16 protein-coding genes are annotated in these 18,353 nt (G+C 76.4%); 9 read left to right on the plus strand and 7 right to left on the minus strand.

Annotated features, from left to right (window positions below; translation table 11 throughout):
• The first annotated feature begins 11 nt into the window (after positions 1-11).
• Genes gntD through ACZ6J5_RS22160 form a run of 3 tightly spaced genes read left to right on the plus strand, consistent with a single transcriptional unit; the run spans position 12 to position 2,589 of the window.
• Entirely contained in the window at positions 12-1,034 is a 1,023-nt protein-coding gene (gntD, locus tag ACZ6J5_RS22150) for a guanitoxin biosynthesis L-enduracididine beta-hydroxylase GntD (RefSeq protein WP_469394014.1), read from the plus strand.
• 29 nt (positions 1,035-1,063) lie between these two features.
• Positions 1,064-2,362 (plus strand): cation:proton antiporter, encoded by a 1,299-nt coding sequence (locus tag ACZ6J5_RS22155; RefSeq protein ID WP_469394016.1) that lies wholly within the window; start codon positions 1,064-1,066, stop codon positions 2,360-2,362.
• Positions 2,362-2,589 (plus strand): hypothetical protein, encoded by a 228-nt coding sequence (locus ACZ6J5_RS22160; protein ID WP_469394018.1) that lies wholly within the window; start codon positions 2,362-2,364, stop codon positions 2,587-2,589. Before ACZ6J5_RS22155 ends, ACZ6J5_RS22160 begins: the two co-directional genes overlap by 1 nt.
• Before the next feature lie 124 nt (positions 2,590-2,713).
• On the opposite strand, the gene ACZ6J5_RS22165 is transcribed toward ACZ6J5_RS22160, so the two are convergent.
• Both ACZ6J5_RS22165 and ACZ6J5_RS22170 read right to left on the minus strand, forming a co-directional pair.
• Positions 2,714-2,908: a hypothetical protein gene (locus ACZ6J5_RS22165; RefSeq protein WP_469394019.1), complete on the minus strand. Its 195-nt coding sequence runs from the start codon at positions 2,906-2,908 to the stop codon at positions 2,714-2,716.
• Positions 2,909-2,925: 17 nt separating this feature from the next.
• Complete coding sequence (locus tag ACZ6J5_RS22170) at positions 2,926-3,318, minus strand: DUF6479 family protein (RefSeq protein ID WP_469394021.1); 393 nt, start codon at positions 3,316-3,318, stop codon at positions 2,926-2,928.
• Between the two features lie 123 nt (positions 3,319-3,441).
• Between ACZ6J5_RS22170 and ACZ6J5_RS22175 the strand changes: the two genes are divergently transcribed.
• A complete protein-coding gene (locus ACZ6J5_RS22175; RefSeq protein WP_469394023.1) occupies positions 3,442-3,951 on the plus strand; it encodes a SigE family RNA polymerase sigma factor in 510 nt (169 codons plus the stop codon).
• 117 nt (positions 3,952-4,068) lie between these two features.
• Positions 4,069-5,391, plus strand: coding sequence for a hypothetical protein (locus tag ACZ6J5_RS22180; RefSeq protein WP_469394024.1), 1,323 nt, complete (start codon positions 4,069-4,071; stop codon positions 5,389-5,391).
• A gap of 112 nt (positions 5,392-5,503) precedes the next feature.
• On the opposite strand, the gene ACZ6J5_RS22185 is transcribed toward ACZ6J5_RS22180, so the two are convergent.
• The gene (locus ACZ6J5_RS22185) at positions 5,504-7,201 is read right to left on the minus strand and encodes a bifunctional 3'-5' exonuclease/DNA polymerase (RefSeq protein WP_469394026.1); all 1,698 of its coding nucleotides are present in this window, start codon (positions 7,199-7,201) and stop codon (positions 5,504-5,506) included.
• 78 nt (positions 7,202-7,279) lie between these two features.
• The gene (locus tag ACZ6J5_RS22190) at positions 7,280-8,542 is read right to left on the minus strand and encodes a helix-turn-helix transcriptional regulator (RefSeq protein ID WP_469394028.1); all 1,263 of its coding nucleotides are present in this window, start codon (positions 8,540-8,542) and stop codon (positions 7,280-7,282) included.
• Between the two features lie 152 nt (positions 8,543-8,694).
• Here ACZ6J5_RS22190 and ACZ6J5_RS22195 point away from each other — a divergent pair, with 152 nt between their 5' ends.
• Positions 8,695-9,612: an NADP-dependent oxidoreductase gene (locus tag ACZ6J5_RS22195; RefSeq protein WP_469394030.1), complete on the plus strand. Its 918-nt coding sequence runs from the start codon at positions 8,695-8,697 to the stop codon at positions 9,610-9,612.
• A gap of 201 nt (positions 9,613-9,813) precedes the next feature.
• Here the strand turns inward: ACZ6J5_RS22195 and ACZ6J5_RS22200 are convergent, their stop codons facing one another.
• The 3 genes from ACZ6J5_RS22200 to ACZ6J5_RS22210 all read right to left on the minus strand — a co-directional run bounded on the left by ACZ6J5_RS22200 (position 9,814) and on the right by ACZ6J5_RS22210 (position 13,471).
• The gene (locus ACZ6J5_RS22200) at positions 9,814-10,296 is read right to left on the minus strand and encodes a DUF1877 family protein (RefSeq protein WP_469394032.1); all 483 of its coding nucleotides are present in this window, start codon (positions 10,294-10,296) and stop codon (positions 9,814-9,816) included.
• 221 nt (positions 10,297-10,517) lie between these two features.
• Complete coding sequence (locus tag ACZ6J5_RS22205) at positions 10,518-12,605, minus strand: FtsX-like permease family protein (RefSeq protein WP_469394034.1); 2,088 nt, start codon at positions 12,603-12,605, stop codon at positions 10,518-10,520.
• Positions 12,599-13,471, minus strand: coding sequence for an ABC transporter ATP-binding protein (locus ACZ6J5_RS22210; protein WP_469394036.1), 873 nt, complete (start codon positions 13,469-13,471; stop codon positions 12,599-12,601). Before ACZ6J5_RS22210 ends, ACZ6J5_RS22205 begins: the two co-directional genes overlap by 7 nt.
• Before the next feature lie 136 nt (positions 13,472-13,607).
• Here ACZ6J5_RS22210 and ACZ6J5_RS22215 point away from each other — a divergent pair, with 136 nt between their 5' ends.
• The 3 genes from ACZ6J5_RS22215 to ACZ6J5_RS22225 all read left to right on the plus strand — a co-directional run bounded on the left by ACZ6J5_RS22215 (position 13,608) and on the right by ACZ6J5_RS22225 (position 18,235).
• Entirely contained in the window at positions 13,608-14,804 is a 1,197-nt protein-coding gene (locus ACZ6J5_RS22215) for a DUF2786 domain-containing protein (protein ID WP_469394038.1), read from the plus strand.
• Positions 14,805-14,939: 135 nt separating this feature from the next.
• The gene (locus tag ACZ6J5_RS22220) at positions 14,940-16,031 is read left to right on the plus strand and encodes an SGNH/GDSL hydrolase family protein (RefSeq protein WP_469394040.1); all 1,092 of its coding nucleotides are present in this window, start codon (positions 14,940-14,942) and stop codon (positions 16,029-16,031) included.
• Between the two features lie 146 nt (positions 16,032-16,177).
• Complete coding sequence (locus ACZ6J5_RS22225) at positions 16,178-18,235, plus strand: FUSC family protein (RefSeq protein ID WP_469394042.1); 2,058 nt, start codon at positions 16,178-16,180, stop codon at positions 18,233-18,235.
• Positions 18,236-18,353: the final 118 nt, after the last annotated feature.

Raw genomic sequence — 18,353 nt, forward strand, 5'->3', positions numbered from 1 at the left:
GGCGAATTCCCGTGACCATTGACCAGGGCGTGCTCCACTACGACTTGTCCACCGACGAAGTCGCCCAGCTGGACGCGCTGATCGCCGAGTTGAAGCGGGCGGACTGCGACCCGGGCCACCCCGGCTTCCACGACGAGGCCTGGGAGCTGACCGGCCGGCTCCCCGTCGGGCTGCGGAAGTTCCTCGCCGAGTTCCGCCGCGACGATCCGGCCGCCGCATTCAAGATCAGGGGATTCCACGTCGACGACGAGGGCGTGGGGCCCACGCCCGGCAACTGGGCCGACGCCGCCGCCTCCCTGAACACCCGGCGTGAGGAAATCTTCCTCTCGCTGATCGGAAAATGCCTGGGTGAGATATTCAGCTGGCCCACCCTGCAGTCCGGCCGCATGATCCAGAATGTGCTCCCGATCGCCGGCGAGGAGAACGAGCAGAGCGGCCACGGCAGCGATGTGCTGCTGGAATGGCACACCGAGGACGGATTCCACCCCTACCGCTGCGACTATCTGGCCCTTTTCGGAATCCGCAACCACGACCGGGTGCCGACCACCGTCGCCTCCATCCGCGACGTCAACCTCGGCGCGGAGACCCGCAGGGTGCTGTCCGAGCCTCGCTTCTACATCCTTCCGGATGACGAGCACCTGCGGCAGCTTGCCGTCGTGCAGCCGGACCACCCGGGGCTGCTGCGGATGCGCGCCATGCGCGAGACCCCGGAGCCGGTGGCCGTCCTCTTCGGCGCCCCGGAATCCCCGTATCTGCGCATCGACCCCTTCTTCATGCGGTGCGTGGAGGGTGACGCGGCGGCGGAGCAGGCGCTGAAGGAGCTCATCGCGGAGCTGGAGCGGGCCACCCAGGACATCGTCGTGGAGGCCGGCACGCTGCTCGTCGTCGACAACTACCTCGCCGTGCACGGCCGCAAGGCGTTCACCGCGCGCTACGACGGTACGGACCGCTGGCTCCAGAAGGCCATCATCACCCGTGACCTGCGCAAGTCGCGGGAGACCAGGGACACCGCCTCGGGTCGTGTCCTGATCTGACCCATCCGGAGACAAGGGGGAGTGGCGCGATGGCAGCGTCCCATGCTGTACCGATCGAGGCGGTGGTCCTCGCCGACGTCGCGATCGTCCTGCTGGTCGGGGCCGTCATGGTCAGACTCGCGCGGCGGATCCACCAGCCGCCCGTGGTGGCGGAGATCGCCGCCGGACTGATGCTCGGCCCCAGCCTGCTGGGACTCCTGCCGGGGAACCTGCCCGCGCTGCTCTTCCCGCCCGAGGCCAGACCGATGCTGTCGGCGGTCGCCCAGGTGGGCCTCGCGCTCTTCATGTTCCTGGCCGGCTGGGAGCTGGACCTCGGCAAGCTGCGCGGGCGCACCGCCTCCGTCGGCTCCACGGCCGTCCTCGCCATGGCGGTCCCCTTCGCGGTGGGCGTCGGAGCGGCGGCGCTGCTGTACGGCTCGCTGGCGCCCGCCGGGGTCGGCCGGGACATGTTCGTGCTCTACCTGGCCACCGCCTTCTCCATCACCGCCTTCCCGGTGCTGGCCCGGATCATCCGGGACCAGGGCCTGGGCACCACCCGGGTCGGCACCACCGCCATGGCCTGCGCCGCCGCCGGCGACGTGGTCGCCTGGTGCGTGCTCGTCCTGGTGGTGGCGATGGCCGGCTCCGGCGGCACCGGCGGCTTCTTCGCGGTGCTGGCCTGGACCGCGGTGTACGCGGCGGCGATGCTCTTCGTGGTCCGCCCGCTGCTCCACAAGGTGCTGCGCTGGTCGGGCAACGGGCGGCTCGCGGTCGTCGCGGCGGGTGTGCTGCTCTCCGCGTACGCCACCTCCTGGGTCGGCATCCACGCCATCTTCGGCGCCTTCGCCTTCGGCCTGATCATGCCGAGGCAGGGCGAGGGCGGCGAGCACAAGGCGCTGCACCAGCAGATCGAGCTGCCGCTGGAGAAGGCGTCCTCGCTGCTCCTGCCGGTCTTCTTCGTGGTCACCGGCCTCTCCGTCGACATCGGCGCGATCGGCTGGTCCGGCCTCGCGGCCCTGCTGCTGGTGCTGGTGGCCGCGGTCGTCGGCAAGTTCGCGGGCGCCGCCCTGCCGGCCCGGTTCTCCGGGATGAGCTGGCGGGACGCGGGGGCCTTCGGGACCCTGATGAACACCCGGGGCCTCACCGAGATCGTCATCCTCGGCATCGGCCGCGAACTGGGCCTGATCGGGCCCGAGCTGTTCACGATGATGGTCCTGATGGCCCTGGTCACCACGGCGATGGCGGGCCCGATCCTGCGCCTGCTGGGAGTCGGCGGCGCCCCGCCGGCCGGTCCCGGGGCGACGGCGCCGGCCGAGGACCCCGCCAAGGAAAAGATCGGAGCCGTCTGATGCACCCCTCGCACCCCGCGCACCCCGCGCATCCCTCGCGGCTCTTCGGCTACGAGCACCGAGGCAACGGCACCGTCGTGATCACCCGGGCCTGCCGCATCGTCGCCGTCGTGCGCGGCGACGGCGAGGTGGACCGCTTCCTGGCCGAGCTGGCCGGGGCCACGGCGGGCACCGGCCGCCAGCGGGTCCTCGCCCGCTGGGTGACCGGCGCCGTACCCGCCGCGTGAGACGCCGCAGGGCCCGTCCCCCCGAGGTGGGGGGACGGGCCCTGCGGCGTGTGGGTAGGTGGCTGGGGCTGGGGCTGGGGCTGGGGCTGGGACGGGGTGCGGGGGCGGGGTGCGGGTCGCGGGCTCAGGCCGGTGCCGGTGCCGCCTCGCGCGCCCGCAGCCGGGCCAGGCAGACCCGGGCCAGCGACCGGACGAGGGCCCCGGGGGCGGGCGCGCCGGGCCCGGCGCCGCGCTCCGCCTGCCACAGGGCCTCGTCGGCCTCGGCGTAGGAGCCGAGGAGGCGGTACGCGACCTCCCGGGGCCACGTACCGGTGGGCATCGCGTGCTCGTCCACGGTCAGTCGCCGTGGCCGGTCCCGCCGCTGCCGAAGCCGCCGCTGGAGATGCCGCCCCACTTGCGCTTCTCCTCACTCGGCGGGTCCGGCGAGGTCTCGGTGCCGGACTCCTTGAGCTGGTACGGCATGAGCCGGTGCGCGCCGTCGGTCCGGGGCATCTCCGCTGGCCTGCGGTATTCGGACATCTCACCGGGCAGCGCGTCGGTCTCCGGGCGGTGCGGCTGCTGCTCCGGAGTGGGCGGGTCCGATTCCCGGTCCCGCTGCCGGAAGCCGAGCCAGACGGCGCCGATGAGGACGAGGACCACGATCAGTCCGCCGAGGACCTGGGCGAGACCGGACTGCCAGACACCGGCCGCCGTGGTGACCTGGGCGGAACCCACGAGGAAAGTGTTCATACTCCAGGATTACCCCGTTTTGCCCTGTTTGGATGCACGAGTCGGGGACGGGTTCTGAAACATTTCCCGGCGCCCGCCGCGTCAGTGAGGTGTGAGCGCACCGACAGCGACGGAAGGGGGGACATGAGACAGTCCCGCGCGGACGGGTTCCTGGAGTTCGCCTCAGCCCGTTCGGCACATCTGTTCCGCTCGGCATGTCTGCTGACCAGCGGCGACACCCATCTCGCCGAGGACCTGGTGCAGGACACCCTCGGCCGGATGTACACGCACTGGGGCCGGATGCACCGCGTGGACAACCCCGCGGGGTACGCGCAGACGGTCCTGGTCCGCAGCTTCCTCAGCCACCAGCGGCGCCGCTCGGCCACCGAGCGCCCGCTCGGCGAGCTCCCCGACCACATAGCCGACGGCGGCCAGGACCCCGCGCTGCGGATCGCCCTGCTCGACGCCCTCGCCGGACTCGCGCCCAAGGACCGCGCGGTGGTCGTCCTGCGGTACTGGGAGGACCGCAGCGTCGAGGAGACCGCCGACGCCCTGCACGTGAGCTCCGCGGCGGTCCGCACCCGGTGCAGCCGCGCCCTGGCGACCCTGCGCCGCCGGCTCGGCGGCAGCATCAGCGAGTTCGCCGCCCCCTGAGCCCCCTGAGCCCCCCGAACCACACGAACGCACCGAGTCCGCCGGTTCCGCCGACCCGCCGGCCCCGCCCCCGCCCTCAGCCCTTCCCCACCCTGAACCGGAGACGGTGACTTCGCGATGTCCCAGCACAGAGACCACGACCCGAACGACCCGCACGGCCCGAGCGACCCGGACCGGGCCCGCTTCGAGGAGGAGCTCGGCGCGGTGCTGCGCACCACCGGCGACGGGTTCGTCGCCGAGGACCGCCGCGAGCTGGTCGCGGGCGGCCTCGCCCGGGGCCGCCGCAGGCTGCTGCGCCGCCGCGTGGCCACCGCCACCGGAGCCCTCGCGCTCGCCGCGATCGGCGTCGGCGGGGTGTACGGCGGCTCCCTGCTCGGCACCGGCTCCGGCGGCCCCGCCGGGGTCTCGGTCGCGGCCGGGACCAGGACCGGCGGCGGCACGGCGCCCGTGGACACCGGCGGGAGGCCGGGCGGCGAGCCGGACATCCCGGTCGCCTCGATGGCCGCCGTCCTCAAGGCCAACACCCCGGCCGGGACATGGCAGATCCAGGACCCGGAGGGCCGAGGCCAGGCGGTCTCCGCCGTCTACGACGACGGCAAGGGCAAGGCGGCCGTCACCGTCGGCCTCTTCCGCGCCTCCGGCGACGGGGAGGCCGGCGGCGGCCAGGTGACCTGCCCGGACAAGGTCGGCAGCCGCTTCGACGACTGCACCGAGCAGAAGCTGGCCGACGGCTCGCGCCTGATGGTCCTCCAGGGCTACGAGTACGCCGACCGGCGCGAGGAGACCAAGAACTGGCGCGCGGTGCTGCTCACCAGGGACGGCTTCCTCATCGACGCCAGCGAGTACAACGCGGCGGCCGAGAAGGGCTCCCCGGTCAGCCGGACCGACCCGCCCTTCACCCCGGCCCAGATGAAGGCCCTGGTCACGGCGAAGGGCTGGCACCCGCTGCTCAAGCGCCTGCCCGGTCCGCAGAAGCCGCTCCCGGGCACCCCGCAGCAGCCCCCCGCCGGGCCGAGCCGCTCCGAGATCCAGGCGACCCTGATCTCGCTGCTGCCCCGGGGCACCCAGGTGGTCGGCAAGGGCAAGGAGAGCTTCAGCTACGTGATCGTCGACGACGGCAAGGGCAAGAGCCTGGTCCAGATCGACGTCCAGCCCGGCATGACCGGCATCCGAGGCGACGTCTTCGGCGGCGCGGGCGTCACCACCGAGCCCGACGGCACGCTGGTCAAGCTGACCAAGGGGCCCGGCGACAAGGACATCGACGGCGTCGTCTGGTGGACCGCCGACACCCTCGCCGTCGACGACTTCCGGGTCGTCGTCGCCTCGTCCAACGCCGCCACCCACTACGACCCGGCGACCCGGGCCGAGCCGGCGCTGACGACGAAGCAGCTCAAGGAGATCGCGCTGAGCCCCAAGTGGCGCGCGCTCACCGCGCGGTAGCCCCCCAGAGCGACCGGCCGGGCCTCGGCGGAGGCCCGGCCGGTCTTCCCCGCCGTCCCCCTCTTTTCCCCGCCGCTTCCCGCTCCCTCTTCCCGCCGCTTCCCGCCCCGCCTCACTTCGCGTCGGAGTACCGCTCCACCGTCGCCGTCGTGAACGGGAAGCGCACCGGCGTCTCGCCGAACGCGATCCGCCCCGCCTCGTCGCCCGCCGCCCGGATCGCCTCCGTCACCGCCGCCGCCTCCTCGGCCGGGCAGTGCACGATCACCTCGTCGTGCTGGAAGAAGACCAGCTCGGCGCGCATCCCGGCGGTCGCCCGCCGCAGGGCCGCCAGCATCAGCAGGGCCCAGTCGGCGGCGCTGCCCTGCACCACGAAGTTCCGCGTGAAGCGGCCCCGGGCCCGCGCGTCGCTCGACGCGTACCCCGGCACGTACGCCCCGGAGGACTCCTCCTGCGTGCCGCCCGACGAGCCCTGCGGCAGGCCCGCCTCCTCGGCCTCGGCCGCCCCCGCCGCCTTCGGGCTGGTGCGGCCGAGCCAGGTGCGCACCAGACGGCCCTCCTCGCCCGCCTTCGCCGCCTCGTCCACATAGGCCACCGCGCGCGGGAAGCGGCGGCGCAGCGCCGCCAGGTTCTTCAGGCCGTCGCCGCTGGTCTGCCCGTAGACCGCGCCCAGCAGCGCCAGCTTGGCGTGGTCCCGGTCGCCGGAGAACGCCCGGTCGGACAGGCGCGTGTACAGGTCGTCGGGGTGGCCCGCGACCTCCATCAGGCCGGGGTCGCGGGAGATCGCGGCCAGCACCCGGGGCTCCATCTGGTCGGCGTCGGCGACCACCAGCCGCCAGCCCTCGTCGGCGACGACGGCCTGCCGGATCACCTTGGGGATCTGGAGCGCCCCGCCGCCGTTGGTGGTCCAGCGCCCGCTGACCGTGCCGCCCGGCAGGTACTCCGGGCGGAAGCGGCCGTCGCGCACCCAGTCGGCCAGCCAGGACCAGCCGTGCGCGGTCCAGATCCGGTAGAGCTTCTTGTACGCGATGAGCGGGGCGACCGCCGGGTGGTCGATCTCCTCCAGCTCCCAGCGCCGGGTGGACCGCACCCGGATCCCGGCCCGCGCGAACGCCTTCAGCACGTCGGCGGGCAGGTCGGGCCGCACCCGGTGCCCGAACGCGGCGGACACCTCGTCGGCCAGCTCCGCCAGCCTGCGGGGCTCGCCGCCGCCCGCGTACCGCTCGCCGAGCAGGCCGTGCAGCACCTCCCGGTGCACGTCGGCCCGCCACGGGAGCCCGGCGCGGTGCATCTCGGCGGCGACCAGCATCCCCGCCGACTCGGCGGCGGTGAGCAGCCGCAGCCGTCCCGGGTGCCCGGCCCGGTCGTGCCGCCGCTGCTGCTCCGCGTACACCTGGAGGAGCCCGTCGAAGGGCACGCCCGAGGCGGCCACCGGCTCGAAGAGGGGGTCCTGCGAGCCGTGCTCGGCGGCCCTGGCCGGCGGGTCGGGCGGCACCGGGGCGTCCCGCAGCCGGGCCCAGGCGGCGGCGGCCGAGCGCGGCTCGCCGAGCCGCCCCTCGTGGCCGAGCAGGAGCTGCTCCGCGTCCTCCACGTCGTAGCACCGCTCGACCCGGACCCCTGCGGCGAGCAGCCGGGGATAGACCTCGGAGGTGGCGCGCCAGACCCAGCGGGCCACGTCCGGGCGGGCGCGGACGGCGGCCGCCAGGTCCGGCTCGCGGCGCACCGGCCCGGCGGGCAGCGCGTCGGGCCCGAGGGGGACGAGCAGCGCCCCGTCGCCCTCCGGCTCGGGCGCGAGTGCCCACCGTTCGTTCACGGGTGCGAGTCTGGCAGCCGCCACTGACAATCCCCGGGAGGCGGCCCGGGGCCGGGCCGCCCGCCGGGCCGGGCGGGGTCAGGCCGCCCGGTGGAAGAGCGCCGCGGCCTCGCCCCGGGAGCCGACCCCGAGCTTGTTCAGGATGTTGGCGACGTGGAACTTCACCGTCGACTCGCTGATGTGCAGCTCCTGCGCGATCTGCCGGTTGCGGTGCCCGAGCGCCAGATGGGTCAGCACCTCCACCTCGCGCTCCCCGAGCCCGGTCAGCGGGCTCATCGCGGCGGCGGGCGCCCCGGGGGTGGCGAGCGGCACGGTGGCGGTGACGGTGGTGCCCCAGCCGGGCACGGCGTCGAACTCCAGCCGCCCGCCGAGCACCTCCAGCCGGTCGGTGACGCTGCCCGCGCCGAGCGGGCAGGTGTCCAGCAGCCCCGGCCCGTCGTCGCGCACGGTGGCCCGCAGCTCGTGCTCGGTCAGCGTCCAGCCGACGTGCACCCGGGAGACCGCCTCCTGCTCCAGGACGATCAGGAGCAGGGCCCGCACGATCGCGCGGGTGCCGTGCGCCACGTCGGCGGGCAGGGTGCGGACGGCCTCCGGCGGCCCGAGTTCGAGCCGTACGGCGCTGTGCCGCAGCATCGGGCGCAGGACGTCGGAGAGCCGGGCGAAGGCCTCCGGTGCCGTCTCCTCGGCGATGGACCTGTCCCGCTGGGACTCGGCCCGCAGCTCGATCAGGGACGACACGGCGAGCTCGGTGGCGGTGGCCCGGGCGGCGGTGTCGTCCAGGGCGCGGCTGCGCAGCACCCCGAGGAGCCCGGAGAGCGCGGCGGCGTGCGCCGTGGTGAGCTCGGCGGTCACCCGGGCCCGGGTGTCGGCGGCGGTCCGCGAGCGGGCCAGGGCGTCCGGCACCGCCTCGCCGGCGAAGCGCTCGAAGTGGCTGGTCACCAGGTCCCACAGGGCCTGCGCCACGGCGAGTTCGGGCGCGCCGGCCGGGGCGGCGCCGTCCTCCCGTACGAGGACGAGGACGGAGCCGCGCGGGGTGGCGTCGCTGCGCACCGCGACCACCTCGCGCTCGGCGCCGCCGACCCAGGCGGTGCCCTGCCAGGGCTCGCCGGGGGTCCCGGCGGCGAGCAGCGGGGTGAGTTCGGCGGCGGTGAACGGCAGCTCCGGGTCGCCGTCCCCGGTGCGCTTGAACGGGGAGTGGGCGCAGTGCGTGGACAGTTCGGCCGCCGCGCGGTGCGGGATCAGCGGTCCCAGGACGGCGGACAGCCGGGGCAGGATCGCGCCGAGCGGCTGCCGGATGACGTCCTGGGCGGCCAACAGGGCGCTGGTGGCGGTCAGTTCCATGCCTCCACCCTACGGCCGTCCTTTCGGTCAGGTGGGACTGTCCGTTCGGACGGCGGGGCGGGCCGGTCCGCGGCCGGATGCTTGATCCATCGGAACGGATCGATGGAACCCATCGATCGGCGGGCCCCGGAGCGGGGCGGAGACGGGGAGTCATGGAAGCGGTCGTGTACGAGCGGTTCGGCGGCCACGAGGTGCTGCGCCACGAGACGGGTGTGGCGGCGCCGGAGCCCGGTCCGGGCGAGGTGCGGGTCAAGGTGGCGGCGGTCGGGGTCAACCCGGTCGACTGGAAGCGGCGCTACGGCTGGGTGGAGGAGTTCTACCCGACGAGCTTCCCGGCCGTCCCCGGCCTGGAGTTCGCGGGCACGGTCGAGTCGCTGGGCGAGGGCGTGACCGGACTGGCCGTCGGCGACGAGGTGTTCGGCTGGACGAAGACCGGCGCCTACGCCGAGTACGCCATCGCCGGGACCGTCGCCCGTAAGCCCGCCGGTCTCGACTGGGCGCTGGCGGCGGCCGTCCCGGTGGCGGGCGAGACCGCCCGCCGGGTCCTGGACCTGCTGGGCGTCCGCTCCGGCGAGACCCTGCTGCTGCACGGCGCCGCCGGGGTCGTGGGCGCGGTGGCGGCACAACTGGCCGTCGCGGCGGGCGTGACGGTGATCGGCACCGCCTCCGCGCGCAACCACGCGTTCCTGCGGGAGCTGGGCGTGGTCCCCGTGACCTACGGCGAGGGCCTGGCCGACCGGGTCCGGGCCGCCGCCCCGCAGGGCGTCGACGCGGTGTTCGACGCGGCCGGCCACGACACGCTGCCGGTGTCGATCGAGCTCCTGGGCGGCGAGACGTCCCGGATCGTCACCATCGCCGCGCCGGACGCCGCCGAGCACGGCGTCGTCTTCTCGGGCGTCACCGTCGAGGAGTCCGCCGCGCGCGGCATCCTGACGGAGGTGGCCGGGCTGGTGGCCGAGGGCCGGCTGCGGCTGGACCTCGCCGAGACCTTCCCGCTGAAGGAGGCGGCCCGCGCCCAGGAGCTGAGCGAGTCGGGCCACGTCCGAGGCAAGCTGGTCATCCTCCTCTAGGGGGTGTCTGACCATTCCCGCCGGGTCCGGCCCGCCCGGCACGCACGCTCGGCGCCCGGCCGAAACGCCCAAGTAGCTCCGCTACGAGGGCGTCCCGGCCGGGCGCCGATCGCACGCACCGGACGACCCGGCCTGATCCGGCGCGAATGGTCAGACACCCCCTAGGCGGCCCCGGTCGGGCCGGGCCCCCGCCCCGCGCCGCTACGACCAGCCCGCCTTCACCACCGTGTGCCCCGCCGCCGCCGCGCGGCCGTAGAAGGCGCGCAGGTCGCGGTGGTGGCGCCGGAAGACCTCCGCGACCAGGACCTCGGCCCAGTCGGGGCCGAAGGAGGCGAGTATCCCGGGGCCCGCCGCCTTCCACAGGTCCTCGAAGGAGACGTCGCTCAGGAACGCGGCGGCGGCGCGCACCCCGGCCGGCTCCAGGACCCTCAGCGGCGGGTGCGGCGGGGTGTCGGCGGGCGCCCCGGCCGCCCGCCGCCCGCCGAAGACCGGCAGCCGGCCCGCCGTGGCCCCGCTCGCCTCGTAGAGCGCGTGGACCAGGTGGAAGTCCTTCTCGATGGAGCCGGCCACCCCCGCCGCGTACTCCACCTCGTGGAGCGCCCACGCGGTGGCCATGAAGGCTTCGAGCCAGGAGTGGTCGTCCCTGATCTCCGCCCCCGCCGCCGCGCGCAGGTGCAGGTGCATGTGCATCGTCGTACAGCTCCCCCGTTCGACGGTCCGCACATCGGACCGACAGCCGCAACCTACCCGCCCGCGCGGACATCCGCCCCGGTCAGGGCGGGTGCGCGGGCCGTCCGGGACCTGGTGGGGGCGACACGGGGGTGCGGCCCCGCCGGAGCGGCACGAGACAGGGACCCGGCTCCGACCCCGGTCCCTGTCCCGTCCCGACTCCCCAGCCTCGCCCCTCAGCGCGCGAGCCGCCACGCGGGGAGCACGGCCGCCGCCGTCGCGACCGCCGCGCACACCCCCGCCGCGGCCGCCGTCCACCCCCACGGGACGGCGAGCGCGAGGGGCGCGGAGAGGGCCGCGAGCCCGGTGCCCAGCGCGGCGAGCCAGACCGCCGTGAGGGCCAGGCCGAGCACCGTGCCGATGCCGACCGCGAGCAGCGTCTCGCCCGCGACCACCCGCAGGGCCTGCGCCCGGGTGGCCCCGGCCAGGCGCAGCGCGGCCAGCTCCCGGCCACGCACCGAGGTGCTCATGAGCAGGGTGTTGGCGAGCGCGATCACCGTGTAGACGAGGGCGATGCCGAGGACCAGGAACAGGCCCAGCCGGGTCGCCGGGGTCGCGAGGGCCCCGGGGAAGGCCGCCGCCGCCCACGCGCCGGCGGTCCGCGTGGTCCCGCCGGGCACGGCGGCGGGCCGGTCGGAGTCGATCCGGTCGACGGTCGCGCCGGGGGCGTTCGCCCAGGTGACGTACGGCCCGTTGGAGCCGGTCCCGCGCGCGAGGACGGCCGCGATCCGCAGCCGTACCGGCCCGCGCCCGTCCGCCGTCCACACCTCGACGCTCTCGCCGACCGCGCGCCGCTCGAACTCCTCGTTGACGACGATCGACCGGTCGTCCAGCCGCCGAGGGTCGCCCGCGACGACGGGCAGCCGGGCGAGGGCGGCCCAGGCGGCGGGGTCGGCCACGGCGCGGGCGCCGTAGCGGACCACGGCCTCCGCCCCGTCCCGGACGAACAGGGACGTGTCCCCGGTGGCCGAGCCGGGCCCGGTGCGCGGCAGGGCGGTGCCGGTGGTGACGTACGCGGCGGCCGTCTGGCCCCGCGCCTCGGCCGCCTTCGCGCCGGCGGCGGTCGCCGCCGAGCCGAGCAGGGTGCCGCTGAGGGCGACCGTCACCAGGACCGGGGCGGCGACCGCGGCCGTCCGGCGCACGGCGGCGGCGCCGTTCTCGCGGACCAGGGTGCCGACCGCGCCCGGCAGCCGGACCGCGCGGGCGGCCGGGCGGACCAGCGGCGGGGCGAGCAGGGCGGTGCCGGCGATCAGGAGCATCGGCAGGGTGACGTACGTCTTGCGCTTCAGCAGCGCGGCCGGGTCCGTCGCGCCCGTCCACACCAGCAGCCCGAGGCCGCCGAGCAGCAGCGCCGCCCCGCACAGCGCCCGGCCGGGCGGCAGGACGTCCGTGTCGACGTCGGCCTCGCGCAGCGCCGCCGCCGGGCCGACCCGCCCGGCGCGGCGGGAGGCGGCGAAGGCGCCCGCGAGAGCCACGCCGAGCCCGGTCCAGAAGGCGGCGTGGAACGGCCAGGCCGCGGCCCCCGCGTCGAGGGCGAACCAGTCGGGCGCCACCCCGCCGGACACCAGGATCCGGCCGAGCGGGCGCGCGCCGAGCCCGCCGAGCAGGCAGCCGGCCGCCGAGGCGAGGGCGCCGACGACGGCCGCCTCGGCGAGCAGCGCCCGGCGCAGCTGCCCGGGGGTGGCTCCGGCGGTGCGCAGCAGTCCGTACTCCCGCCCGCGCAGCGCGACGCCGAAGGCGAAGGTCGAGGCGACGACGAAGACGGAGACGAAGGCGGTGACGCCGCCGGCGGTGCCGAGCAGGGCGTTCAGGGTGACGAGGGCCTGCGCGTCGCGGTCGGCGCCGGGGTCGGCGCGCCGCCGTTCGGCGCCGGTGAGCACCCGGGCCCGGTCCCCGGCCAGCGCCCGGACCTCGGCGGCGGGGGCGGCCACGCCGACGGCGTCGGGGCCGCCCGAGGCGGTGACGGTCCAGCGGGCGCGCAGCTCGCGCAGGAGTTCGGTGTCCACAGGCTGTGGACGGTCGAGCGGCAGGCCGACGACGGCGCTCCCGGCCCCCCGCCGCACCTCGGCGGTGAACCGGTCCTGCCCCCGCACGACGACGGGCGAGCCCGCGAACCGCTCCGGCGCCCGCTCGGGCGCCGTGCCGGTGGCCGAGAGTCCGAGCCCCATGACCACCAGCAGCCCCACCCCGAGCGCGAGCGCGAAGAACCCGCCGAGAAAGGCGGCCCACCGCACCCGCAGCCCGGCGACGACGACACTCAGCACCCGACACCTCCGGCGGTCCCGGCGGTCCCGGCGGCCTTCGTGGGCCCGGCGCTCCCCGCGCCTCCGCCCGCGCCCGCGCCTCGGCCCGCGCCCTCGCGCCCGCCCGCGCCCCCACCCCCGGCGCGGCCCGGCGCGAGGTCGGCCCGTCCGGCCGGCTCCAGCCCCGCCAGGCGGGCCGCGACCGCCTCCGGTGTCGGGGCGCGCAGTTCGCCGCGGATCCGGCCGTCGGCCAGGAAGAGCACCCGGTCCGCGCGGGCGGCGGCGACCGGGTCGTGGGTGACCATGACGACGGTCTGCCCCCTCCCGTCGACGAGCCCGCGCAGCAGGTCCAGCACCTCGCGGCCGGTCGTGGAGTCGAGCGCGCCGGTCGGCTCGTCGCCGAAGAGGACGGCGGGGGAGGTGATCAGGGCGCGGGCCAGCGCCACCCGCTGCTGCTGACCGCCGGACAGCTCGGCGGGCCGGTGCCGCTCCCGCCCCGCGAGCCCGACCCGGGCGAGCGCCTCGCGGACCTGGGCCCGGGGCGGCCGGCGCCCGGCGAGCAGCAGCGGCAGGGCGACGTTCTGGGCGGCGGTCAGCGTCGGCAGCAGGTTGAAGGACTGGAAGACGAAGCCGATCCGCTCCCGGCGCAGCAGCGTCAGCCGCCGCTCGCTCAGCCCGTCCAGCCGGACCCCGCCGATCTCGACGGTCCCGGCCGTGGGCCGGTCCAGGCCCGCCGCGCACTGGAGCAGGGTGGACTTCCCGGAGCCGGAGGGCCCCATGACGGCGGTGAAGCCGCCGGTGGGCAGGTCGAGGTCGACGCCGTCGAGGGCGCGGACGTCACGGTGGTGGCGGCGCAGTCCGCGCAGCCGTACGGCGGTGGAGGTCATGGCTCCAGCGAACCGTCCGGGCCGCCCCCGGGTCACGACCGCTGGAGGGTGTCCCGGGGGTGGGCCTGGCCCTACCCCCGGGGCCCCGGCCTGGGACGATGGCGGCGGGACACCAGGGCGTGAGGAGGCACCCGGCATGGGCAGGGGCACGGGTACGGGCGGCGGGCGCGGGCGCGGCGCGGACGGCGGCGCGCGCGAGGGCGCGGACGCGGGCGCGGCGGCCCGTACCGTCGAGGAGGCCCTCGCGGCGCTGTACGGGAACGACGACCGGGACCTGGACACGGCGGCCTCCCGGCTCGCCGCCGCCCCCGCCGCCGACACCGAACTCGCGCGGCGCGGCGAGGAGTTCGTCCGCTCCCTGTGGGCGCGCGGCTGGCAGCCCGCCGATCTGGTCCGGATCGCCCGCCGCGATCTGGCGGAGGAGCACGTGCGGCTGCTCACCGGGATCGTCCGCGCCGAGACGGCCCGCTACGAGCGCCTCCCGCACCGCTGGCGGGGGCAGCTCGACGCGCTCGGCCCGGCGGACTGGACCGCCGACCGCTTCTCGTACGCGACCGCCGTCCTGGAGCTGTACCGGCTGCTGGTCCGGCTGCCCCGGCTCGACGCGGTCGGCCCGGTGCCGGGCGAGCCGCTGCCGCCGCCGGCCGCGGGCGAGCCGAAGACGCTGTCGCGGATCCGGGCGCTGCTCGCGAAGGCCGAGGCGACCACCTATCCGGAGGAGGCCGAGGCACTGACCGCCAAGGCCCAGGAGCTGATGGCCCGGCACAGCCTGGACGAGGCGGGCCTGGCGGCGGGCGCGCCCACGCCGGAGGCGCCGGGGGCGCTGCGGATCGGCGTGGACGCCCCGTACGAGCAGGCGAAGGCGATCCTGCTGGACGCGGTGGCGACGGCGAACCACTGCCGGGCGGTGTGGAACGAGGGCCTCGGCTTCTCGACGGTCGTCGGCTTCGAGGCCGACCTGGACCCGGTCGAGCTGCTGTACACCTCGCTGCTGGTGCAGGGCACGGCCGCGATGACCCGGGCGGAGGCGGAGCAGCGGGCGGGGGGCCGCAAGCGCACCAAGTCCTTCCGCCAGTCCTTCCTGCTCGCGTACGCGAGCAGGCTCGGCGCCCGGCTCTCCGCGACCTCCCGCCGGGTGGCCGCCGAGGCCCCGAGCCTGTTGCCGGCCCTGGCCACCCGCGAGGTCGCGGTCGCGGCCCGCACGGACGAGCTCTTCCCCGAGACCCGCTCCGGCAGGGTGCGGGCCGCCTGGGACGAGGAGGGCTGGTCGCACGGCACGACGGCGGCGGACCGGGCGGGCCTGGGGGCGCCGCCGAGGGGCGAGATCCGCTGACGGAAGGGGCTCCGCACACGGGCGGGTGAATGATCATCGGCGCGCTGGACGGGCGCGGAGCATGACTGTTTGAGTACGAGAAGTAATCAACTGTCCGGTTTCCGCCCCTGTCGTTCCTGCCCATGGGAGAGCCGCGTGTTCCACCTGAAGAGCCCCTTCGCGCGGAGGGCCGCGCTCGCCGCGGCCGCCGCGCTGACCCTCGCCGCCGCCGTGCCCGGCGCGGCCTCGGCGGCGGCGCCCGAGCCGGTCCGCTGGGCGGCCCTCGGCGACTCGTTCACCTCGGGCGTCTTCGTCGGCGATCCGAGCCCCCCGCTGGGCGGCGCGGACCGCGACGGCTGCGACCGCACCACCGGCGCCTATCCGGGGCTCGTCGCGGCGAAGCTGGCCGCCGCCCCGCCCGGTGGCCGGAAGGTGACCCTGACGGACGTGAGCTGCGGCGCCGCCACCCTCGCCGACATCACCTCGGCCCGGCAGACCCCGATCAGCCCGGTCGAGCCCCCCGAGGGCGGCTGGCCGAGCGTCGCCGCGCAGGTGGAGCGGGCCGGGCTGGACGAGCGGACCGAGGTGGTGACGCTCGGCATCGGCGGCAACGACCTGCCCTTCGGCACGCTCTTCGCGTCCTGCCTGCTCGCCGGGTACGGGCAGCCCGACGGCGCCACGCCCTGCCGGGACGCCTACGAGGCGGGCGGCCCGTTCCTCGACCCCGAGTCGATCCACGACAAGTACGACCGGGTCACCCGGGAGTACGCGGGGATGCTCCGCGCCGTGCGCGAGAAGGCGCCCCACGCCAAGATCATCACGGTCGGCTACCCCGTGATCTTCCCGGCGGACGGCTCCTCCTGCGACCGCCGGGACACCACCGAGCTGGCGGCCGACATCGACGGCATCGGCAGGATCTCGGCCACCCACGGGGACATCGCCTGGCTGCACGGGGTGAACACCCACCTCAACGCGCTCATCGAGGCGATCACCGAGCTGAGCGGCGGCACCTTCGTCGACATCGCCGCCGGCGGCACCGGGCACGACGCCTGCGGCTCCAAGGGCGCCAAGCGGGTCGAGGGCGTCTGCGGCGAGGCGGCTCCCTACTGGCCGGCCTCGGTCGTCGTGGGCCCCTTCACCCTGAGGTGCTCCGACGGGACCAAGGCCACCGTCGTGCACCCCAACGCCGCCGGTCACGCCCATGCGGCCGCCCGGGTGGAGGCGGCGGTCCGCAAGGCCCTGGCCTGACGGCCGGACGGCCCGCGCCCTGAGGGTCCTCCGGCTCTGGCCCGGCCCCCGGCCCTGGCTCCCGCCCCCGTCCCGCCTCCCTCGGGCCGGGGGCGCCGTGCCGCCGAATGACCGGTTCGCCCCACAACGCGACTAGGCTCGGCTCCATGAGCTGGCTCCGGGCGCTGAAGGAGACCGCGCGCTCGGGGCTCTCCGTCGAGCGGCGCCGTCTCGAACCCGCCATCGCCGCGCGCGGCGCCCTCGGCCTCGCTCTGGTCGTCGGCTTCTCGCTCGCGCTGTTCGGGCCCGCCGTGGCGGCCTCGTCCGCGTTCGGCGCCTTCCAGGCCGCGATCGCCACCTTCCAGCGCTCCTACCGCCCCCGCCCCACCCTCGCGCTCGCCTCCGGCGCCAGCCTCGCCGTCTCCACCTTCCTCGGCTATCTCACCGGCGCCCACCCGGTCCTCTTCCTGGTGCTCCTCGTCGTGTGGACCTTCCTCGCCGGACTCGCCTGGGCCGTCGGGCCCACCGTCGGCATCATCGCCGCCTCCAACGTGGCGATCATGCTGGTCACGGTCACCCTGCCGACCTCCGTCGCCGCCGCCGCCGGACACGCCGTGATGATCGCCGTCGGCGGGCTCGTGCAGGCCGCGCTCATCGTCCTCCTGCCGGTGCGCCGCTGGGGGGTGCAGCGCGACGCGCTCGCCGACGCCCTCGCCGCCGAGGCCGACTACGCCCGGCGGCTGCGCCACGACCCGACCGCCTCCTTCGACCCCGTCCCCCTGATGACCGCCCGCAGCGCCGCCGCCGTCACCCCGCGCCAGGCCCGCCGCCGCCCCGCCGAACTGCACGGGGCGCGCGGCCTGGCCGAGCGGATCCGGCCGGTCCTCGCCTCCCTCGCCGACCCCGCCGTCGGCGCGCCCGCCGAGGGCCCGCAGCGGGACCGGGTGCGCGAGCTGCTGGCCGCCGCCGGCGAGCTGCTGGACGCCGCCGCGCACGCCATCCGGCACGGCGAACCGGTCGAACTGCCCGCCGCCGCCGTCGCCGCGCTGCGCACCCCCGACACCGGGGCGGTGCTGACCGGCGCGCCCCGCCGGGCCGCCGCCAGGCTCGCCGCGCTGCTCGGCGACGTCGTGGAGACCGCCGAGCCGCGCACCGAGACCGCCGCCGAGGCGCGCAGCCGCCCCACCCTGGTCGAGCTGGTGCCGGTCGCGTTCGGCAAGATGCGCGCCGAGCTGCGCCACGAGTCGCCGATCCTGCGGCACGCGATCCGGGTCACCACGGTCGCCTCCGTCGGCTATCTGATCGGCACCGCCCTGCCCCTCGGGCACGGCTACTGGGCGCCGATGGCCTCGGTGATGGTGATGCGCCCGGACTTCTCGCAGACGTACGCGCGCTCGGTGGCCCGCTTCGGCGGCACCCTCGTCGGGGTCACCATCGCCTCGGGGATCGTGCAGGCCGGGCACCCGGACACGTACGCCTCGGCGGCGCTCGCGGTGCTGTGCGCGTTCGGGATGTACCTGCTGATGCGCACCGGCTACTCGATCACCCAGGTCTTCGTCGCCGCCTATGTCGTCTTCCTGCTGGGCATGGCGGGCGAGGGCGTGTCCCAGGCGGTCCGCGACCGGGTCCTGCTGACCCTGCTCGGCGGGCTGCTCGCGATGCTGGCGTACGCGGTCTATCCGGCCTGGGAGACGCCCCGGCTGCGCGGCCGGCTGGCGGACTGGCTCATCGCCGACGGGCGGTACGCGGCGGCCGTCGTCTCCCGCTACGCCGACCCCGCCGGGCCGTCCTGCCCCGACGTGCGCGAGGCGCTGCTCGGCACCCGCAACGCCCGCGTCGGATGGCAGGAGGCGCTGGCCCGGGCGGGGCACGAGCCGGTCCGGCACCGGGGCCTGTCGCACGCGGCGGCGGACGGGGCCGCGCACGCGCTGGCCCAGCTCGGCCGGGTCGCCATGCTGCTGGAGGCCCATCTGCCCGAGCGGGGCGCCCCGCCGGTGCCCGAGGCCGCCGCCCTCGCCGAGGCGCTGCGGCGCTCCACCGAGCGGGGCGCGAAGGAGGTGCGCGAGCGCAGGCCGCCGCGCTGGGACGAGCTGCGGGAGCTGGTCGGGCGGTGGGAGGCGGGGGAGGGCGCCCCGGACCACTTCCTGCTCCGCAAGGGCGCCCCGCTGCTGCTGGCGGCGATGGACGACCTCACCCTCGCCCTGACCGAGTCCTCCAGGACTTAGGTGCTCCAGGACTGAGGCGGGCCGGCCCCGGAGCCGGTACGCGGCCCCGGAGCCGGTACGCGGCCCCGGCCGGTACTTGAGCTGGAGCGCACTCCAGCTCCTAGGCTCACCGGCACCG

It is taken from the genome of Streptomyces sp. NPDC042100 (assembly GCF_055582325.1).

Bases quoted from the DNA above. Each gene is read 5' to 3' on its own strand.
- ACZ6J5_RS22170 (WP_469394021.1), bottom strand. From the start codon at position 3,318: ATGAACACTTTCCTCGTGGGTTCCGCCCAGGTCACCACGGCGGCCGGT.
- ACZ6J5_RS22225 (WP_469394042.1), top strand. From the start codon at position 16,178: ATGAGCTGGCTCCGGGCGCTGAAGGAGACCGCGCGCTCGGGGCTCTCC.
- ACZ6J5_RS22215 (WP_469394038.1), top strand. From the start codon at position 13,608: ATGGGCAGGGGCACGGGTACGGGCGGCGGGCGCGGGCGCGGCGCGGAC.
- ACZ6J5_RS22200 (WP_469394032.1), bottom strand. From the start codon at position 10,296: ATGCACCTGCACCTGCGCGCGGCGGCGGGGGCGGAGATCAGGGACGAC.
- ACZ6J5_RS22190 (WP_469394028.1), bottom strand. From the start codon at position 8,542: ATGGAACTGACCGCCACCAGCGCCCTGTTGGCCGCCCAGGACGTCATC.
- ACZ6J5_RS22195 (WP_469394030.1), top strand. From the start codon at position 8,695: ATGGAAGCGGTCGTGTACGAGCGGTTCGGCGGCCACGAGGTGCTGCGC.
- ACZ6J5_RS22175 (WP_469394023.1), top strand. From the start codon at position 3,442: ATGAGACAGTCCCGCGCGGACGGGTTCCTGGAGTTCGCCTCAGCCCGT.
- ACZ6J5_RS22180 (WP_469394024.1), top strand. From the start codon at position 4,069: ATGTCCCAGCACAGAGACCACGACCCGAACGACCCGCACGGCCCGAGC.
- ACZ6J5_RS22165 (WP_469394019.1), bottom strand. From the start codon at position 2,908: ATGCCCACCGGTACGTGGCCCCGGGAGGTCGCGTACCGCCTCCTCGGC.
- ACZ6J5_RS22155 (WP_469394016.1), top strand. From the start codon at position 1,064: ATGGCAGCGTCCCATGCTGTACCGATCGAGGCGGTGGTCCTCGCCGAC.
- ACZ6J5_RS22160 (WP_469394018.1), top strand. From the start codon at position 2,362: ATGCACCCCTCGCACCCCGCGCACCCCGCGCATCCCTCGCGGCTCTTC.
- ACZ6J5_RS22210 (WP_469394036.1), bottom strand. From the start codon at position 13,471: ATGACCTCCACCGCCGTACGGCTGCGCGGACTGCGCCGCCACCACCGT.